Origin of the sequence: Ensifer sp. Root278 (genome assembly GCF_001429285.1) — a bacterium.
Classification (GTDB): domain Bacteria; phylum Pseudomonadota; class Alphaproteobacteria; order Rhizobiales; family Rhizobiaceae; genus Ensifer.
Window position 1 is genome coordinate 312,155 of the sequence record NZ_LMJJ01000041.1, and the last position, 16,144, is coordinate 328,298.

The 16,144-nt window shown below is 64.4% G+C and carries 12 protein-coding genes; 3 read left to right on the forward strand and 9 right to left on the reverse strand.

Annotated features, from left to right (window positions below; all coding sequences use genetic code 11):
* Positions 1-17: 17 nt before the first annotated feature.
* From ASE60_RS27335 to hutF, 6 genes are all read right to left on the reverse strand, one after another.
* The gene (locus tag ASE60_RS27335) at positions 18-599 is read right to left on the reverse strand and encodes a HutD family protein (protein WP_057254723.1); all 582 of its coding nucleotides are present in this window, start codon (positions 597-599) and stop codon (positions 18-20) included.
* Positions 596-2,077, reverse strand: coding sequence for a histidine ammonia-lyase (gene hutH / locus ASE60_RS27340; RefSeq protein ID WP_057254724.1), 1,482 nt, complete (start codon positions 2,075-2,077; stop codon positions 596-598). The genes ASE60_RS27335 and hutH overlap by 4 nt, the downstream gene beginning before the upstream one ends.
* Positions 2,070-2,897: a betaine/proline/choline family ABC transporter ATP-binding protein gene (locus tag ASE60_RS27345; protein ID WP_057254725.1), complete on the reverse strand. Its 828-nt coding sequence runs from the start codon at positions 2,895-2,897 to the stop codon at positions 2,070-2,072. The genes hutH and ASE60_RS27345 overlap by 8 nt, the downstream gene beginning before the upstream one ends.
* The gene (locus ASE60_RS27350) at positions 2,890-3,747 is read right to left on the reverse strand and encodes a proline/glycine betaine ABC transporter permease (RefSeq protein WP_057254726.1); all 858 of its coding nucleotides are present in this window, start codon (positions 3,745-3,747) and stop codon (positions 2,890-2,892) included. Before ASE60_RS27350 ends, ASE60_RS27345 begins: the two co-directional genes overlap by 8 nt.
* Before the next feature lie 141 nt (positions 3,748-3,888).
* Complete coding sequence (locus ASE60_RS27355; protein WP_057254727.1) at positions 3,889-4,923, reverse strand: ABC transporter substrate-binding protein; 1,035 nt, start codon at positions 4,921-4,923, stop codon at positions 3,889-3,891.
* Between the two features lie 35 nt (positions 4,924-4,958).
* On the reverse strand, positions 4,959-6,335 hold the full coding sequence (gene hutF / locus ASE60_RS27360; RefSeq protein WP_057254728.1) for a formimidoylglutamate deiminase: 1,377 nt from the start codon (positions 6,333-6,335) through the stop codon (positions 4,959-4,961).
* Positions 6,336-6,473: 138 nt separating this feature from the next.
* On the opposite strand from hutF, the gene hutC reads away from it, so the two are divergent.
* A complete protein-coding gene (hutC, locus tag ASE60_RS27365; RefSeq protein WP_057254729.1) occupies positions 6,474-7,217 on the forward strand; it encodes a histidine utilization repressor in 744 nt (247 codons plus the stop codon).
* A 115-nt stretch (positions 7,218-7,332) separates the two neighbouring features.
* Positions 7,333-10,257, forward strand: coding sequence for an aminotransferase (locus ASE60_RS27370; protein WP_057254730.1), 2,925 nt, complete (start codon positions 7,333-7,335; stop codon positions 10,255-10,257).
* A 118-nt stretch (positions 10,258-10,375) separates the two neighbouring features.
* Here ASE60_RS27370 and ASE60_RS27375 read toward each other — a convergent pair whose 3' ends face one another.
* Both ASE60_RS27375 and ASE60_RS27380 read right to left on the reverse strand, forming a co-directional pair.
* Positions 10,376-11,386, reverse strand: a complete 1,011-nt coding sequence (locus ASE60_RS27375; protein ID WP_057254731.1) for an amino acid ABC transporter substrate-binding protein — start codon at positions 11,384-11,386, stop codon at positions 10,376-10,378.
* 107 nt (positions 11,387-11,493) lie between these two features.
* Positions 11,494-14,550, reverse strand: coding sequence for an aminotransferase class III-fold pyridoxal phosphate-dependent enzyme (locus ASE60_RS27380; protein ID WP_057254732.1), 3,057 nt, complete (start codon positions 14,548-14,550; stop codon positions 11,494-11,496).
* Positions 14,551-14,628: 78 nt separating this feature from the next.
* Here ASE60_RS27380 and ASE60_RS27385 point away from each other — a divergent pair, with 78 nt between their 5' ends.
* On the forward strand, positions 14,629-15,111 hold the full coding sequence (locus tag ASE60_RS27385; protein WP_057254733.1) for an Lrp/AsnC family transcriptional regulator: 483 nt from the start codon (positions 14,629-14,631) through the stop codon (positions 15,109-15,111).
* A 10-nt stretch (positions 15,112-15,121) separates the two neighbouring features.
* Here the strand turns inward: ASE60_RS27385 and ASE60_RS27390 are convergent, their stop codons facing one another.
* A complete protein-coding gene (locus ASE60_RS27390) occupies positions 15,122-16,060 on the reverse strand; it encodes an AraC family transcriptional regulator (RefSeq protein ID WP_057254734.1) in 939 nt (312 codons plus the stop codon).
* Positions 16,061-16,144 lie beyond the last annotated feature (84 nt).

The following is a 16,144-nucleotide window of genomic DNA, read 5'->3' on the forward strand; positions in this document are numbered from 1 at the left end:
CGCAAGCCGGCGCCCGATCAGGCGGCCGGCTTGTCGATAGTGATCACGAACACAACGGCTGAGGTCGTCGGCTCGATCGTGACAGTGGCTGAGCCTTTGAGGATCGCCGTGTCGCCTGCTGCGAGGTCGGCTTGTCCCTCTGCCGCTGCCAAGCGCACGGCACCGCCATGGCAAAGGACGATGGTCGTGTCGGTTGTGCCGTCCACTGTCTGCGGATGGCCGATCGACAGGCGCTGGACCGTATGCGTAAGCTTGCCGCGCCGGGTCATGACGTTGAGGTCGACGATCGGACCGTCCACGAGCGTTGCTGATGTTGCGACATCGGCCGGGAAAGGCAGTGGTGCCGTCTCGCCGGTCATCAAAGCGGGCTCGCGCCCTTCGATCGTCAGCCGCATGCCTTTGCCCTGAAGGATCGAAAGCGTGCGGTCGATGCCGGGGAAGCTGGAGAAGGGGCCGTCGCTGGCCACAGTCGCCATGCTTACGCGCCAGTCGAAATCGGCGAGCGAGGCGTTATCCGGGAAGACGGCGATCTCCACCGTCTCGCCGCCGCCGTTCTTCCACGGCATGCGCTTGTAGTTCTCCGCGCGCAGAATCTTCATGGCGTGCTCTCTTCCATGAGTGCGCGCATGCGCGCGAAATCGCCATTCAGTGGCCGGTCGTCGGCATAGGTCGGGATCGCCGCGCGGATACGGCGGTAGAGCCCGTCGGTGCGGGCGGCACGGCCGCGCGGCTGAAGGTCGTAGGCCTGGGATGCGGCCAGCAGTTCGATCGCGAGGATCGTCTCGAGGTTGTCGGCAATCGACAGCGCCTTCCAGGCGGCCGGCGTCGCATGGGTGAGGATGTCTTCCTGCAGCGCCGAGGTGATGCCGCCATCGAGGCTGGCGGGGGCGGCGAGGCGTCGGTTTTCGGCGGCAAGAGCTGCAGCCGTATACTGCGCGATCATGAAGCCGGAGGAGACGCCGCTGTCGCCGGCGAGAAACGCCGGCAGACGGCTCACGAGCGGATTGACGAGCCGGTCGATGCGGCGCTCGGAAATGGCGGCGACTTCGGCGACCGCGACCGCCAGGCTGTCCATGGCAAGCCCGAGGGCAGCACCAACCGCATGGGCCTGCGAATGCACTTCCGGCGCCTCAGGGGTACCGGAAACGGCCGGGTTGTCGGTGAGGCTTGCAAGCTCCCGGTCGACGACTTCGGCAACCTGCTTCAGCACATCGCGGGCAGCGCCATGCACATGCGGCACGGCGCGAAGGCTCAAGGGGTCCTGCGTGCGGGTGCCTGCGGTTTCCGCAAGCATCGGGCTATCGGCAAGATAGGTGCGCAGCGACGCGCCGACCTCTTCGAGACCCTTGGAGCGGCGAAGCGCAAGCGGCACGGCGGCAAAGGCATTGGCCTGGCTGCCGAGGTTTTCATAGGTCATGGCGGCAGCCGCATCCGCCCAGTCGAACAGGCGGGCGGCACGGGAAAGCGTCAGCGCCGCGAGACCGGTGGCGCAGGGCGTGCCGTTGACGAGGCTCAGGCCCTCCTTGGCTTCCAATCGCAATGGCTTGAGGCCGACGCGGGCGAGGGCTTCTGCACCGCCGATCTTGCCCTTGCCGTCGTCGACGCTTCCGTGGCCGATCAGCGCGAGGCCGATTGCGGCTGCATGGGTGAGATAACCGACCGAACCGCGCGAGGGGATGGCGGGGATAAGGTTGGCGTTGAGCAGACCCAAAAGCGCCTCGACAGTTTCGACGCGCACGCCGGAATAGCCGTGGGCGAAGTTGGCGATCTGGGCCGCCATGACCGCGCGCGCTTCCGGGCGGGGAAGCGGGTCCCCGACGCCGCAGGCGTGGCTGAGGATGATGTTGCGCGAGAGCGCTTGCTGGTTTTCGCGGTCGATGATGACATCGCAGAGCGCGCCGACGCCGGTGTTGATGCCGTAACCGCGGATACCGCGCTCGACCAGCGCATCGACAATGCGGCGCCCATTGACGATGCGCCGCCGCGCGGCATCGGAAAGCGCGAGCGGTGCGCCATTGGCGACCGCCGCGATTTCCTGCCAGGTCAAAGGCGCGTCGAGGATTATGCTCTCACTCATGGGCTTCCGGCCGTCCCTGTCGGCGATGCACGAACCGGGCAACATAGTCGTTGGCCGGCCGCTCCAGGATATCGTCCGGCGTGCCGACCTGCACCACCTGTCCGTCCTTGAGGATGGCGATTTCCGAACCGATGCGCAGCGCCTCGTCGAGATCGTGGGTGATGAAGACGATGGTTTTCGACAGGTTCTGCTGCAGTTGCAGCAGCTGGTCCTGCATGTCGGCGCGGATCAGCGGGTCGAGGGCCGAGAAGGCCTCGTCCATCAGGATCACGTCGGTGTCGGCGGCGAGCGCCCGGGCAAGACCAACGCGCTGTTTCATGCCGCCAGAGAGCTGATGCGGGAACTTGGCGTCGTAGCCGGCAAGGCCGACCGTCTCGATCCACTTCATGCCGATGTCGCGGGCCTCAGCCTTCGGCAGGCCGCGCACGCGCTGACCGTAGACGACGTTCTGCAGCACGGTGCGGTGCGGCATCAGCGCAAAACTCTGGAACACCATGCTGACGCGGTGCATGCGGAAGGTGCGCAGCGCCTTGGCGTCAAGCGTCAGGATATTGCTGCCGTCGAACATCACCTCGCCGCTGGTCGGTTCGATCAGCCGGTTGATGTGGCGCACCAGCGTCGACTTGCCGGAGCCCGAAAGCCCCATGATCACGAAGATCTTGCCGGCGCCGATCGTCAGGCTGACATTGTTGAGGCCGACGCTGCAGCCGGAGCGGGCGAGGATTTCGGACTTGTTGAGCCCTTCCTTGGCCATGGCGAGCGCGGCCTTGGAGTCCTGTCCGAAGATCTTGTAGACGTTGCGGATCTCGATATCAGCCATTGCGGGGATCCTCCGTCTGGCTCTTGCCGAAGCCTTGTGTGATGCGGTCGAGTACGATCGCGAGAATGACGATGCCGATGCCGGCTTCCAGGCCCTTGCCGACGTCGAGCGTCTGAATGCCGTTCAGCACCTGCTCGCCGAGGCCGCGGGCGCCGATCATCGAGGCGACGACCACCATCGACAGCGCCATCATGATTGTCTGGTTGAGGCCGGCCATGATCGTCGGGGTGGCGAGCGGCAGCTCGACGCCGAAGAGGATCTGGTTGGGGCTGCCGCCAAAGGCGGTCGCCGCTTCCACCACCTCATGGTCAACCTGGCGGATGCCGAGATCGGTAAGGCGAATGAGCGGCGGCACGGCATAGATGATGGTGGCGAGGATCGCCGGCACCTTGCCGAGGCCGAAGAGCATCAGCGCCGGGATCAGGTAGACGAAGCTCGGCATCGTCTGCATGACGTCGAGCACCGGCAGGGTGATGTTGCGCATCACCCGGCTCTTGGCGACGAGAATGCCCATGGGCACGCCGATGACGACCGAGACGATCGTTGCCATCAGCATCAGCGCCAGCGTCTGCATCGTCAGGTCCCAGAGGCCGAGCACGCCGACGAAGAAGAGCAGGATACCGACGGCCACCGTCAGGGTCCAGCGCTTGGAGCTCTGCCAGGCAAGCGCCATGAAAATCAGGATGACGACCCACCAGGGCAGGCCGCGCAGGATCCATTCGATGAACAGAACGGCTTTTAGAATGACGGCGCTGATCGCCTTGAAGACCCAGCCATAGCCGCTGACCAGCGCCTGGATGAAATCATTCACGGGTCCGCGAATGGAGAGATTGAGAGAATCCGGAAACATCGGACGCGTTCCTTGCTCGGGCTGCCAGCGGACACGGTGAGCCGCCGACGGCGCTTGCCTCGGGTATTGTGGCCAACCGCCAGCTCAAGCTCACGCGCGCATTGGATGCAGCGACAAGCCCGAGCTGGCGATGGGTCGCGATTACTTCAGGCTGGCTTCGATCTTGCCGCGGGCTTCGTCCGAAACCCACTTGCCCCAGACGTCGGCCTTGGTCTTCAGGAATTCGGCGGCGGCTGCCGTCGCGTCGACCTTGTTGTCGGCCATGTAGGCGAGGCTGCCGTTGACGGCTTCGAGCGGGAAGGTCGCCTTTTCGAGGATCGCGACGATCTCCGGCGCTTCCTGAGCGAAGGTGCTGTTGACGCCGTAGGAGACGTCGACCGACGGGAAGGCGCAGCCCTCATCGCGCTTGCCGTTGGCGCTCGAAAGCTCCTTCCAGCAGGCTTCGCTATAGGCCGGCTCTTCGAGCTGGACGAGCTTGAACTTGCCCATGATCGCGGTCGGCGACCAGTAGTAGAAGAGGATCGGCTCGCCCTGGAGATAGGCGGACGTGATGGCGGAATCGAGCGCAGTGCCGGTGCCCGGACGGAAGTTCACATAGGTCTCGCCGAGCTTGTAGGCTTCAAGCTTGGCGGAGCTCACGCCCTCGCAGGTCCAGCCCGATGGGCAATTCAGGAAGCGGCCCTTGGTCGGCTCTTCCGGATCGGCGAAGAGCTCGACGATCTTGGGGTCGGAAAGCTGCGACACGTTCTTCAGGTCCGGAGCCTTGGCTTCGAGATTGCGGGAGGCATCGCCCTTGACCACGTATTCCGGCACGAACCAGCCTTCGCTGGCGCCGACGAAGGTCTTGCCGACGGCGACGACCTTCTTTTCTTCCACGGCCTTGTTCCAGACGTCCGAACGGCCGAGCCATTCCTCGGCGAAGATCTGCACGTCGTTGTTGGCGGTCGCCTGTTCCAGCGTCACCGAGTTGCCGGGGATCGAATCCACCTGGCAGTCGTAGCCCTTGGCAAGAATGGTCTTCATCACTTCGGTGATGAAGGCGCCGCTTTCCCAGTCGATGCCGGCGAACATGACGGTCTTGCCGTCGCCGCAATAGGAGGCGCTGGCGCTGCCGGTGGAAGCCGCGAGCACGAGGCCGGTGGCGGCAAGGGTGAGTTTCAATTTGCTGATCGACATTAAGCTGTTCCCTGTTTTGATTTTGGCTTCTGTTACTATTTCAGTTTCATCAGCACCCGCGCGAAGGCGCGGTCGATATCGTCCTCCCGGTCGTGGCGTCCGTTCCGGATCTTCCACTCGCCCGCGACCATGACGTCGCGGACGCTCTCGCCGCCGAGCGCAAAGAGCCAGCGGTCGAGGATCTGGTTGTCGCTGGCGGCGGCGATGTAGGGATTGTCGCCGTCGAGCACGACGAAATCGGCGCGTGCGCCGACAGCGATGCCTGACGTCTTCTGGCCGGCCGCCTGGGCGCCGCCCTTGTGGGCAGCGTCGAAGATGGTCCGGCCGATCGAGGCGCCGGGGCCGGAGGCCAGCCGGTTGCGGCGGCGGTCGCGCAGGCGCTGGCCGTATTCGAGCAGGCGCAGTTCCTCGGCGACGCTGGTCGCCACATGGCTATCGGTGCCGACGCCGAAGATGCCGCCTTCGGCCATGAAGTCGACCGCCGGGAAGATGCCGTCGCCGAGATTGGCTTCGGTCGCGGGGCAGAGACCGGCGACCGCACCGGAGCGCGCCAGACGCTGCCGTTCGTCGTCGGTCAGATGCGTGGCGTGGATTGCGCACCAGCGCTCGTTGACGGGCATTTCGTCAAGCAGCCACTGAACCGGACGACGGCCACTCCAGGCGAGGCTGTCGTCGACTTCCTTGGTCTGCTCGGCAACATGGATATGGATCGGCCCTCTTACGGGCGCTGCATCGAGGATCGTGCGCATTTCTTCGGGCGTCGCCGCACGCAGCGAATGAATGGCGTAGCCGAGCGTATGGCCGGCCTCGCGGCAAAGAGGCTCAAGGCGCTGGAGCAGGGCCAGGAAACGATCCGGATCATGCAGGAACGGCCGCTGGCCGGGATTGGGGTCGACGCCGCCGAAATTGGCGTGCGCGTAAAAGACCGGCAGATGGGTGAGGCCGATGCCGGTCGTGCGGGCCGCGGCGAGAATACGCAGCGACATCTCGGCCGGATCGGCATAGGGCGTGCCGTCGGCCTGATGGTGCAGGTAGTGGAACTCGGCGACGTGGCCGAAGCCGCCCTTCAGCATCTCCATGTAGAGCTTGGCGGCGATCGCCTCGACATCATCAGGGTTCACCAGCCCGACGGTACGGTACATTTCTTCCCGCCAGGTCCAGAAGCTGTCGTCGCCGCTGCCGGCGACCTCGGCGAGGCCCGCCATGGCGCGCTGGAAGGCGTGGGAATGCAGGTTGGCGACGGCGGGAACCAGCGGACCAGCGACGCGTTCGTCGCCATCGGCGATCGACTGATCGATCTCGATGGAGACGATCCCGCCTGATGCGTCAAGCGCAATGGCGACATTCTGCGCCCAGCCTGTCGGCAGAAGCGCATGGTCGGCGAAGAGCCGGTTGACGGGAAAAGTTGCCATGGTGCGATTTTCCTGTACGTAGTTGTATATGGAACTATAGATATTTTACGGTGGCGCGCAAGCGCGAAATGAACGAAAAGAATCATTGTCGAATACGCATGATTTGTTCGGCATCCTGGAAAGGCGGGGTTTGAGTTGATGACAGCGCTTGGAAGAAGGAACGAAATGACCGCATTCGAAGACGGACCGGTGCCGCGCTACGAAGCGGTCAAGCAGTTCATCCGCAGCCGCATCGAGAGCGGCGAGTGGCCGGCTCACCATCGCATTCCCTCGGAAAACGAGATCGTCGCCGATCTCCGCGTCAGCCGCATGACCGCCAACCGGGCGCTTCGAGAGTTGGCAAGCGAGGGCGCGATCACCCGTGTTCAGGGCGTAGGGTCGTTCGTTGCGGCTCACAAGGGCAGTACCGCGCTGCTTGAAGTGCGCAATATCGCCGACGAAATCCGCGAGCGCGGCCACGCGCACACCTCGCGCATGACGCTGATGCAGGAAGAGGTCGCGCCGTCGGACATTGGCTATGCGCTCGGGCTCGTGACCGGTGCGCGCGTCTTCCATTCGATCATGGTGCATTCGGAAAACGGGCTGCCGATCCAGATCGAAGATCGTTTCGTCAATCCGGCGATCTGCCCACGTTATATGGAGCAGGATTTCCAGACGATGACGCCGAACGCCTATCTGACTGCGGTCGCGCCCATCACGCGCACCGAACAGATCGTCGAGGCGGTGTCGCCGCAGCCGTGGGAATGCAAGCTGCTCGGCATCGACCGCAACGAACCATGCCTGATGATCCGGCGCCGTACCTGGTCGGAGACAGCCAATGTGACGACGGCGCGCCTGCTTTATCCCGGCACGCGCTATCGCCTTGAGGGCATGTCGCAGTAGATCGGGATTGGGGCTTCCGCAGAAAACCGCACATCTTTTCCTCATCCCGCTCTAATCTCGACAATATTCCGGTCGATTCGGAGGATCGACCGCCGAGTGGGAGGATGACGAGACCATGGTTGAGGACGCGCTGAAGCTTCGCACCGAGTTGCCCAGGCCCGATGTCAGTGCCGAGGAGGCGCAGGCGTTGCTGGCGGAGCACTACGGTCTCTCAGGCACGATCAGCGAACTCGGCAGCCAGCAGGACCGCAACTATCGCATCGATACCGGCGAGCGACGCTATGTGCTGAAGATCTGCCGCGCGGAATATGGGGCGCTCGAACTGGAGGCCCAGAATGCGGCCTTGCGGCATCTTTCCGAGCGTCTGACTTTGGCGCGTGTTGCGGAAGTGGTGCCCTCGCTCAAGGGCGAGGCGATCGAGAGCGTTGCCGTCCGCGACCAGGACTACCGGATTCGCCTGCTGAATTTTCTCGATGGCGAGCCGCTGACCCGGCGCAAGCATCTCTCGCGTGAAGCCGTTTCCGCGCTCGGCGCGCTGGCCGGGCGGCTGGCCGCGGCGCTGCAGGACTTCGAACATCCCGGGCTTGAACGGGAACTGCAATGGGACCTGCGCCGCGCCGGTCCCGTCGTGCTTCATCTTCTCGCCGACATGCCGGACCAGCAGCGCAAGAAGCGGATCGCCGAGATCATGGTCGGAGCCATGCGGCGTCTGCAGCCCATCACGGCGGAACTGCGCATCCAGGCGATCCATCATGATGTCACAGACGACAATGTGGTGAGCCAGCCCGATGCATCCGGCCGGCCGATCCCTGACGGAGTCATCGATTTCGGCGATATCCTCAAGGGGTGGCTGGTCGCCGAGCTTGCCGTGACCTGCGCCTCTTTGCTGCATCATGCTGACGGCGACCCCTGGTTCATCCTGCCGGCGGTCATGGCGTTTCACGCCGCGTGCCCGCTGACCGAGGTGGAGCTGAAGGCGCTCTGGCCGCTGATCGTCGCCCGCGCCGCCGTGCTGGTCGCAAGCTCAGAGCACCAGCTTTCGCGCGAACCTGACAACACTTACGTCGAGGGCAATGCCGCGCATGAGCGGGAGATCTTCGACGTGGCGACTTCGGTCCCTTCGGCGCTGATGGAGCACGCCATCCTGGCGGCGGCGGGGCTTGCGCCGGCATCGCAGCCGGTGACCGGGGAGAGCCTGATCCAGGGGCTCGGGCCGACCGACGTGCGCCAGATCGACCTGTCGATCCTGAGCCCGCTGTTGCCGGAGGAGCGCTGGCAGCACCAGGGGCTGCCGATTTCGCTGTTGCAGCACGCGGCGCACGCGATCGGTGTCGCGACCACGCGCTACGGCGAGTACCGGATGACCGAGACGCAACTGCGTTCGCCGAAGCCCGACGCGACGCTGGCGCTGCATGTCGACATCTGCCTGGAAGCGGGCCGCGAGATCGTTGCCCCGTTTGCGGGGCGCGTCATCCGGCAGGACGGGCTGCTGGTTCTGGAGGGAGCCGAGGGGAGTCTTTTCCTTGAAGGGGTGGAAGTCAGCGGCGATCTTGAGGAGACGGCCGCCGCCGGCGCGGTGCTGGGCGTCGTCTCCGGCGAACAGCAGTCCTATGGCCTGATCCGCGTCCAGCTTTGCCGCGAGCATGGCCTCGTTCCGCCGCTCTTTGCCATGCCGCATCAGGCAGAGGCCTGGAAGCATCTGTGCCCGTCACCGGCCGGCGTCCTCGGCTTCGAATGCGATGCGCCGGAACTGCACAGCGAAGCGTTGCTAAGCCGACGACAGCAGCACTTCGCCAAGCCGCAGAAGAACTACTACAAGCACCCGCCGCAGATCGAGCGCGGCTGGAAGGAATATCTGTTCGATGTCGAGGGCCGCAGCTATCTCGACATGGTCAACAACGTGACCATCCTCGGCCACGGGCACCCCCGACTGGCGTCCGCCGTCGGGCGGCAATGGTCGCTGCTCAACACCAATTCGCGCTTCCACTATGCCTCCGTCGCCGAGTTCTCGACGCGGCTGGCGGCGCTTGCGCCTGACGGGCTCGACACGGTGTTCCTGGTCAATAGCGGCTCGGAGGCGAACGACCTGGCGCTCAGGCTCGCCTGGGCCTATTCCGGTGCGCGTAATGTCGTGACCCTGCTCGAAGCCTATCATGGCTGGACCGTCGCCAGTGACGCGATCTCCACCTCGATCGCCGACAATCCGCAGGCGCTGGAGACCCGCCCTGGCTGGGTGCATCCGGTGCCGGCGCCCAACACCTATCGCGGCGAGTTCCGTGGCGCCGATACGGCGGACAGCTATGTCCGCTCCGTCGTCAAGAAGCTTACCGAACTGGACGCCGCGGACGAGAAGCTTGCCGGATTCATTTGCGAACCAGTCTACGGCAATGCCGGCGGCATTCCCCTGCCGAAGGGCTATCTCGACGCAGTCTATGCCATGGTGCGGTCGCGCGGCGGTGTCTGCATCGCCGACGAGGTGCAGGTCGGTTATGGCCGTCTCGGCGACTATTTCTGGGGCTTCGAAGAGCAGGGTGTCGTGCCTGACATCATCACCGTCGCCAAGGGTATGGGCAACGGCCACCCGCTCGGCGCCGTCATCACGCGGCGCGAGATTGCCGACGCGCTGGAGAAGGAAGGGTATTTCTTCTCATCCGCCGGCGGCAGTCCCGTCAGCTCGGTCGTCGGCCAGACCGTGCTCGATATCCTGACGGAAGAACGATTGCCGGAGAATGCGCGTGTCGTCGGCGGTTATCTGAAGGCGCGGCTCGAAGCGCTGGGTGAACGCTTTCCGCTGATCGGCGCGGTGCACGGCATGGGGCTCTATCTCGGCGTCGAATTCGTGCGCGACCGGGAGAGCCTGTTGCCGGCGACGGAGGAGACGGTGGCGATCTGCGACCGCCTGCTCGATCTCGGCGTCATCATGCAGCCGACGGGCGATCACCTGAACGTGCTGAAGATCAAGCCGCCGCTCTGCCTGAGCCGGGAGAGCGCCGACTTTTTCGCTGACATGCTGGCGCGGGTGCTGGAGGAAGGCTGGTAGGCTGGCTGGCACCTTCTCAAAACGAAAACGCCGCGGGGAGGGCCGCGGCGTTTTCGTTGGCGCTTTTCCTTGGTCGAGCAATTCCGAACGGAGACCTTTGCCGGAATTGCTGGGGGGATCAGCGTGCCGGCGGGGCGTACATCAGGCCGCCCTGGCTCCAGAGTTTGTTGAGGCCGCGCTCGATCTTCAGCGGGCTGTCCTTGCCGAGGTGGCGCTCGAAGACCTCGCCATAGTTGCCGACGGCGGAGACCGCCTGATAGGCCCACTTCGGATCAAGGCCGAGCGACTTGCCGGCTTCGTTTTCGATGCCGAGGAAACGCTTCTGGCCGGTCGTGCCGCTTTCGAGAAGCTTGGCGGCATTGTCCTTGGTGATGCCGAGTTCTTCGGCCTCGGTCAGCGCAAACAGTGTCCAGCGCACGATCTTGAACCACTGATCGTCGCCCTGGCGGACGGCCGGGCCGAGCGGCTCCTTGGAGATCACTTCTGGCAGCACGACGAAACGATCCGGATCGTTGAGCGTCAGGCGCTGGGCGTAGAGCGCCGAGGCATCGGTCGAATAGACGTCGCAGCGTGCGGTGTTGAACGCCTGGATCGTCTGGTCGGCCTTTTCGAAGGCGACCACCTGGTACTGGATGTTGTTGGCGCCGAAATAGTCGGCCATGTTCTGCTCGGTCGTGGTGCCGGTCTCGGTGCAGACGGAGGCGCCCGAGAGTTCCTTGACGCTCTTCACGCCGAGATCGTTGCGCACCATGAAGGCCTGGCCGTCATAGTAGTTGACGCCGACGAAGCTCATGCCGAGATCGGTGTCACGCGACAGGGTCCAGGTGGTTTGGCGCGAGAGGAGATCGGCCTCGCCCGACTGCAGGGCGGTGAAGCGCTCCTTGGTCGAGAGCGGTACGTATTTCACCTTGTCGGGATTGCCGAGGGCAACGGCTGCGACTGCGCGGCAGAAATCGATGTCGAAGCCGGTCCATTCACCCTTGTCGTTGGGGGCGGAAAAGCCGAGCACGCCCTGGCTGACGCCGCAGCGAAGTTCGCCGCGCTCCTTGATAACATCGAGCATGCCGGCGTTGGCGGCGGTGCCGGCGAGAAACGCCGCGCTCGCCAGTGCTAGAACTTCAAGTTTCATTGTCCTGTTCTCCTCTTTTTCATGTTTTAGGGCATGCGTCTTCGCCGCCGGGATGCGCGTCGCATCCCGGCCGATTGGTTCTGGTTTCGGCGGTATTGCGCCCGGCCTTAGCCGAACGTTTTCGATACGTCTGCGAAAGTCTCTTCGAGCACGGCGATCAAATGATCGGCATCGCGTTTCGAGAAGATCATCGGCGGGCGCATTTTCAGGATGTTGTCATGCGGACCTTCGGTGCCCATCAGCACGCCCCGGCGGCGCGCACCGTTGGAAACGGCCCGGGCAAACTCGGTCGCCGGTGCCTTGGTCTTGCGATCGGTCACAAGCTCGATACCGAGGAACAGGCCCATGCCGCGCACGTCGCCGATCACCTCGTAGCGGGCCTGCATGGCGCGGAAGGCGTCGATCAGATAGTTGCCGATCGAAAGGGCGTTGCCGCGCAGATCCCGACCCTCGATCACGTCGAGCACCGCGAGACCGACGGCGCAGGAGACCGGGTTGCCGCCGAAGGTGTTGAAATACTCCATGCCGTTGTTGAAGCTGTCGGTGACTTCGCGGGTCGTCACGACCGCCGCCAGCGGATGACCGTCGCCGATCGGCTTGCCCATGGTGACGATATCGGGCACGACCCCTTGCATCTCGAAGGCCCACCAATGGCTGCCGACGCGGCCGAAACCGACCTGCACCTCGTCGGCAATGCAGACGCCGCCCGCCTCGCGCACGAGCCGATAGACTTCCTTCAGATAACCTTCAGGCAGGAACACCTGGCCGGCGACACTCGGGATCGATTCCGCAATGAAGAAGCCCGGGCCTTCGCCCTTGGCCTTCATCGTCGCGATGAGTTCGGCGACGCTTTCGGCAAAACGTTTGCCGTGTTCCTCGACCGGCCAGTCGGCGGGTGCATGGTAGCTGTCGGGAATGGTCGCCACATGGACATGCGGCTTCGGACCCTTGCCGCCCTTGCGGCGGAACTTGTAGGGGCTGATGTCGATCAGTTCCTGTGTCGTGCCGTGATAGGACCAGTCGAGCGTGATCGCGTTCTCGCGGCCGGTATGGGCGCGCATCAGCCGCAGGGCCAGGCTGTTCGCCTCCGAGCCGCTGTTTACGAAGCCGGCAACCGTCAACTCTTTCGGCAGCGTCGCGGTGAGCCGCTCGGCATAGGCGACGATGTTGTCGTGCAGGTAGCGCGTATTGGTGTTGAGGATCGCCGCCTGCTTCGCCATCGCCTCGACCACCGCCGGATGGGCGTGGCCGATGTGGCAGACATTGTTGAAGCAGTCGAGATAGGCGCGGCCGCTGTCGTCGATCAGCCAGACGCCTTCGCCGCGCACGAACTTGATCGGCTTGTCGTAGGAGATCGAGAGGTTCGGCAGCAGCAGTTCCTTGCGCCGCCTGACGATCTCTTCGTGCGAGCGGCCCTTCTTCTCGTAGAACTCTTCCGCGATGCCGGCAAAGGTGCGGGCATCCGGAAACAGTTCGGCCCAGACGTCGAGAAACTGCGGCTCGCCGACGCCGAGGATCTCGGTCGCGGTCAGGCTGGTGTCGGTCGAAAGCTGCAGATGCAGATGCGGCGCCCAGCCGCCGTTTTCCTTTGGAGCCCCCATTTCGCCGACGAGCGCCCCGGCCTCAAGCTGGTCGCCGGCCCTGATCCGTCCCACCGCTTCATGTGCCAGGTGACCCCAGAGTGTGACGAAGGGCGGGCAGCCGTCGGGCTCGTGGCGAAGCGCGATCAGGCAGCCATAGCCCAGCGGATCTTCTTCGATCTCGACGCTGACGACGGTGGCGGCAAGGGGGGTATAGAGTTTGGTGCCGGCGGCCATGAACAGGTCGAGGCCGAGATGGCGGGTGCGGCGGGTGTGGTCGATGAAGCGCGAGACGAACATCTCGCCGGCATAGACGGTGCGCTCCTCGCCGAAGGGACCGATGCCGAGTTCAACGCCATGCTCGCGGCAATAGACTTCCCAGATCGCCTGGGCTTCGTCCGGCTGTTCACCGGCCGATTTCACGGTCATCGGATGTAAGGGGTCGCCATAGGGCACGAGCGCCGCCGGGTAGGTCGCAGCCGGGCGCGCGAGCAAGGGCTTCAACGTCTTGCGGTTGGCGTTGATCCAGGTGGTGACGCGGCTGGCGCCGGGGCTTGCTTCGAAGCCGCAGGCCTTGCGCAGGATGGCGGTGGCGAAACGCGGGTTCATCCGGTCGAGCTTGCGCAGCAGCGTCCAGGCCGGCCGCTCGCTGATCGCGAGATAGGGGTTGTCGTCGGTGTGAGCCCGGCGCGAGGCCGAGATGGTGACTGAAGTGACGAGGCGCATGGCGATGAGATCGAACAGAAGGTCGACCTCTTCTTCCGCCAGCGGATATTCCTGATGGAAGCCGCGGACGATTGCAGCGGCGGCGCCGATCGGATCGGGATGATCGAGCCCGGCATAGGCGGCGGCGATCGCCACTTCGGCAATGACGGGCGCGTGCAGTGCATCACCGAAATCGATCAGGCCGGAGATCTGGTCGTGGTCGGCCTTGGCGACCAGCACGTTCCAGTCGTTGGCGTCGTTGTGAATGACGGCGGCGCGAAGGGTCGCGAGCCGCGGCGCGACGGATTTTTCGAAGCGGGTGAGGAACCGCTCGAGCAAAGCGCGGTCTTCAGCGGAGGCGACGTGGTGCAGCCGGTCGGCCGAGCGGCCGGCGTGACGGATGTCCCAGTCGAGATCGCGCAGCGCCCCCGGATGCATGAAGCCTTTAAGCGATGCGTCGAAGCGGCCGAGCATCTGCCCGAGCGACTGAAGTGCTGCGTCGCTGCGCCCCGTCTCGGCAAGCGGCAGGCCCTCGACCCAGCTGACGAGGCGCAGGCTGTGGGTGACGCCGCGCGCACTCGTGGTCGAACCGAGGCTCGCGCCTTTAAGCGTCGGGCGGATATGCGGCACCGGCAGATCGACGGCATGGGCTCCGACGTGGCCGAGTAGCGCCGTCTGGAAATCGCTTTCGACTGCGGGTTCGGCACCGTTGATGATCTTGAGGATGTAGGTGTCGCCACCCTTTGTCTCGACCTTGAAGTTCTGGTCGCGTTCGCTGGCAAGCAGCGAGAGCAAGCCTTCGAGGCCATAGTGCTCCTTCAGCAGCGCCGCTGCCGCATCGGTCGAAAAGTCAGGCGTCGTCGTCAGCATATCGTTCATGGGGACCCTCATCTGTCGGCGAGAGTTACATGAGCCGTGCCGTGATGCATCCGGCAATATGCCGGTTGCACCGGCACTATGTTTATAATAACCGTCATCTTGTCGGCGGACCGCGGAGGAGCAGAGATGCAGGACATAGACGCGATCGACCGCACGATCCTCAGCATCCTGTCGCAAGAGGCGCGCATCCCGATGAAGTCGCTGGCGGGCCGCATCGGCCTCTCCAGAAGTGCGACCACCGAGCGGGTCAGCCGGCTTGAAAAGGCCGGTGTCATTCGCGGCTATCGCGCCGATATCGGGCAATTGGAGGAGGGCACGATCCAGGCTTTCCTGCTGGTGACTTTGAAGCGCACGCCGTCGATCGGCGTGCTCGACCGGCTCGCCGGCTTTTCCTCGGTGCGCAAGGTGTCATCCGTCAGCGGCCAGCTCGATCTCGTCGTCGAGGTCGAGGTCGGCTCGATCAATGCGCTCAACGAGTTGCGCAACGAGGTGGCGACGATGGACAATGTCGAGGATTTGACGACGTCGATCGTGCTGCGAAGGGATATCGAGCGGAGTTGAGGCGTGCTCCTCAGCCCTCGCTCAACATCTCCGCCTGCGGAGCCAGCCGTTCGAGCAGCGAGCGGCGCACCCGGCCGATGTCGCGCATCGGTGGCTCGCCGAAGTGGCGGGCATACTCGCGGCTGAACTGCGACTGGCTTTCGTAGCCCACCTGATGGCCGGCGTCGCCGGCGTCGAGCTGCTCCTCCAGCATCAGCCGTCGCGCCTCCTGCAGCCGGAGCTGCTTCTGGTATTGCAGCGGGCTCATCGCGGTGATCGCCTTAAAATGATGGTGCAGCGACGACACGCTCATGGAGACACGGTTGGCGAGATCGTCGATCCGCAGCGGCCGCGAATAGTGCTCTTTCAGCCAGGCGACGGCGCGGCCGACCTGATGAGGCTGGCTGTCGGTCGTCGCCATCTGCCGCAGGCGGTGGCCATGCGGGCCGGTCAAAAGCCGGTAGAGGATCTCCTGTTCGATCAGTGGCAAGAGGGCGGGGATATCGTCCGGCCGTTCGAGCAGGCGCAGCAGGCGCAGGGCCGCGTCTTCGAGATCGACAGTGATCTTGCTGACGCTCATGCCGCGCGCCGAAGCGGCCGGCTGCGGCAATTGCGACAAGGACGCAAGCAGCGCCTGGATCTTGCCGGGATCGAGCGTGAAGGCCATGCTGAGATAAGGTTCTTCTGCGGAGGCCTTGCAGACCTGGGAGAGAACGGGCAGGTCGATTGACGTCAGCAGATAGTCCGACGCGCCGTAGATCAGTGTCTCGTCGCCGAGAACCACACGTTTGGCCCCTTGCACGATGATTGCCAGGCTTGGCCGATAGGCCGAGCAATTGACCGGAGCGTCGCCGCCATGGCGATGCAGGGTCAGGCCGGAAATCCCGGTCAGGTGGTCGCCGTCCCGCTCGGCAAACCGGGCAATGACATCGATCATCTGGTGGCGGGCAGTCTGTCTTGTGGCTGTCATAATCTGCGGTCTTTCCAGCGGCTTAGCATTGTGTGAGGCAACGCTCAGGTAGGGCATCGACGTGCCATCTCCAGGATCTCACTG

Coding starts and splice junctions, on each gene's coding strand:
- ASE60_RS27350 (WP_057254726.1), bottom strand. CDS start 3,747: ATGTTTCCGGATTCTCTCAATCTCTCCATTCGCGGACCCGTGAATGAT.
- hutC (WP_057254729.1), top strand. CDS start 6,474: ATGACAGCGCTTGGAAGAAGGAACGAAATGACCGCATTCGAAGACGGA.
- hutH (WP_057254724.1), bottom strand. CDS start 2,077: ATGAGTGAGAGCATAATCCTCGACGCGCCTTTGACCTGGCAGGAAATC.
- ASE60_RS27345 (WP_057254725.1), bottom strand. CDS start 2,897: ATGGCTGATATCGAGATCCGCAACGTCTACAAGATCTTCGGACAGGAC.
- ASE60_RS27385 (WP_057254733.1), top strand. CDS start 14,629: ATGTTTATAATAACCGTCATCTTGTCGGCGGACCGCGGAGGAGCAGAG.
- ASE60_RS27370 (WP_057254730.1), top strand. CDS start 7,333: ATGGTTGAGGACGCGCTGAAGCTTCGCACCGAGTTGCCCAGGCCCGAT.
- ASE60_RS27355 (WP_057254727.1), bottom strand. CDS start 4,923: ATGTCGATCAGCAAATTGAAACTCACCCTTGCCGCCACCGGCCTCGTG.
- hutF (WP_057254728.1), bottom strand. CDS start 6,335: ATGGCAACTTTTCCCGTCAACCGGCTCTTCGCCGACCATGCGCTTCTG.
- ASE60_RS27380 (WP_057254732.1), bottom strand. CDS start 14,550: ATGAACGATATGCTGACGACGACGCCTGACTTTTCGACCGATGCGGCA.
- ASE60_RS27335 (WP_057254723.1), bottom strand. CDS start 599: ATGAAGATTCTGCGCGCGGAGAACTACAAGCGCATGCCGTGGAAGAAC.
- ASE60_RS27390 (WP_057254734.1), bottom strand. CDS start 16,060: ATGACAGCCACAAGACAGACTGCCCGCCACCAGATGATCGATGTCATT.
- ASE60_RS27375 (WP_057254731.1), bottom strand. CDS start 11,386: ATGAAACTTGAAGTTCTAGCACTGGCGAGCGCGGCGTTTCTCGCCGGC.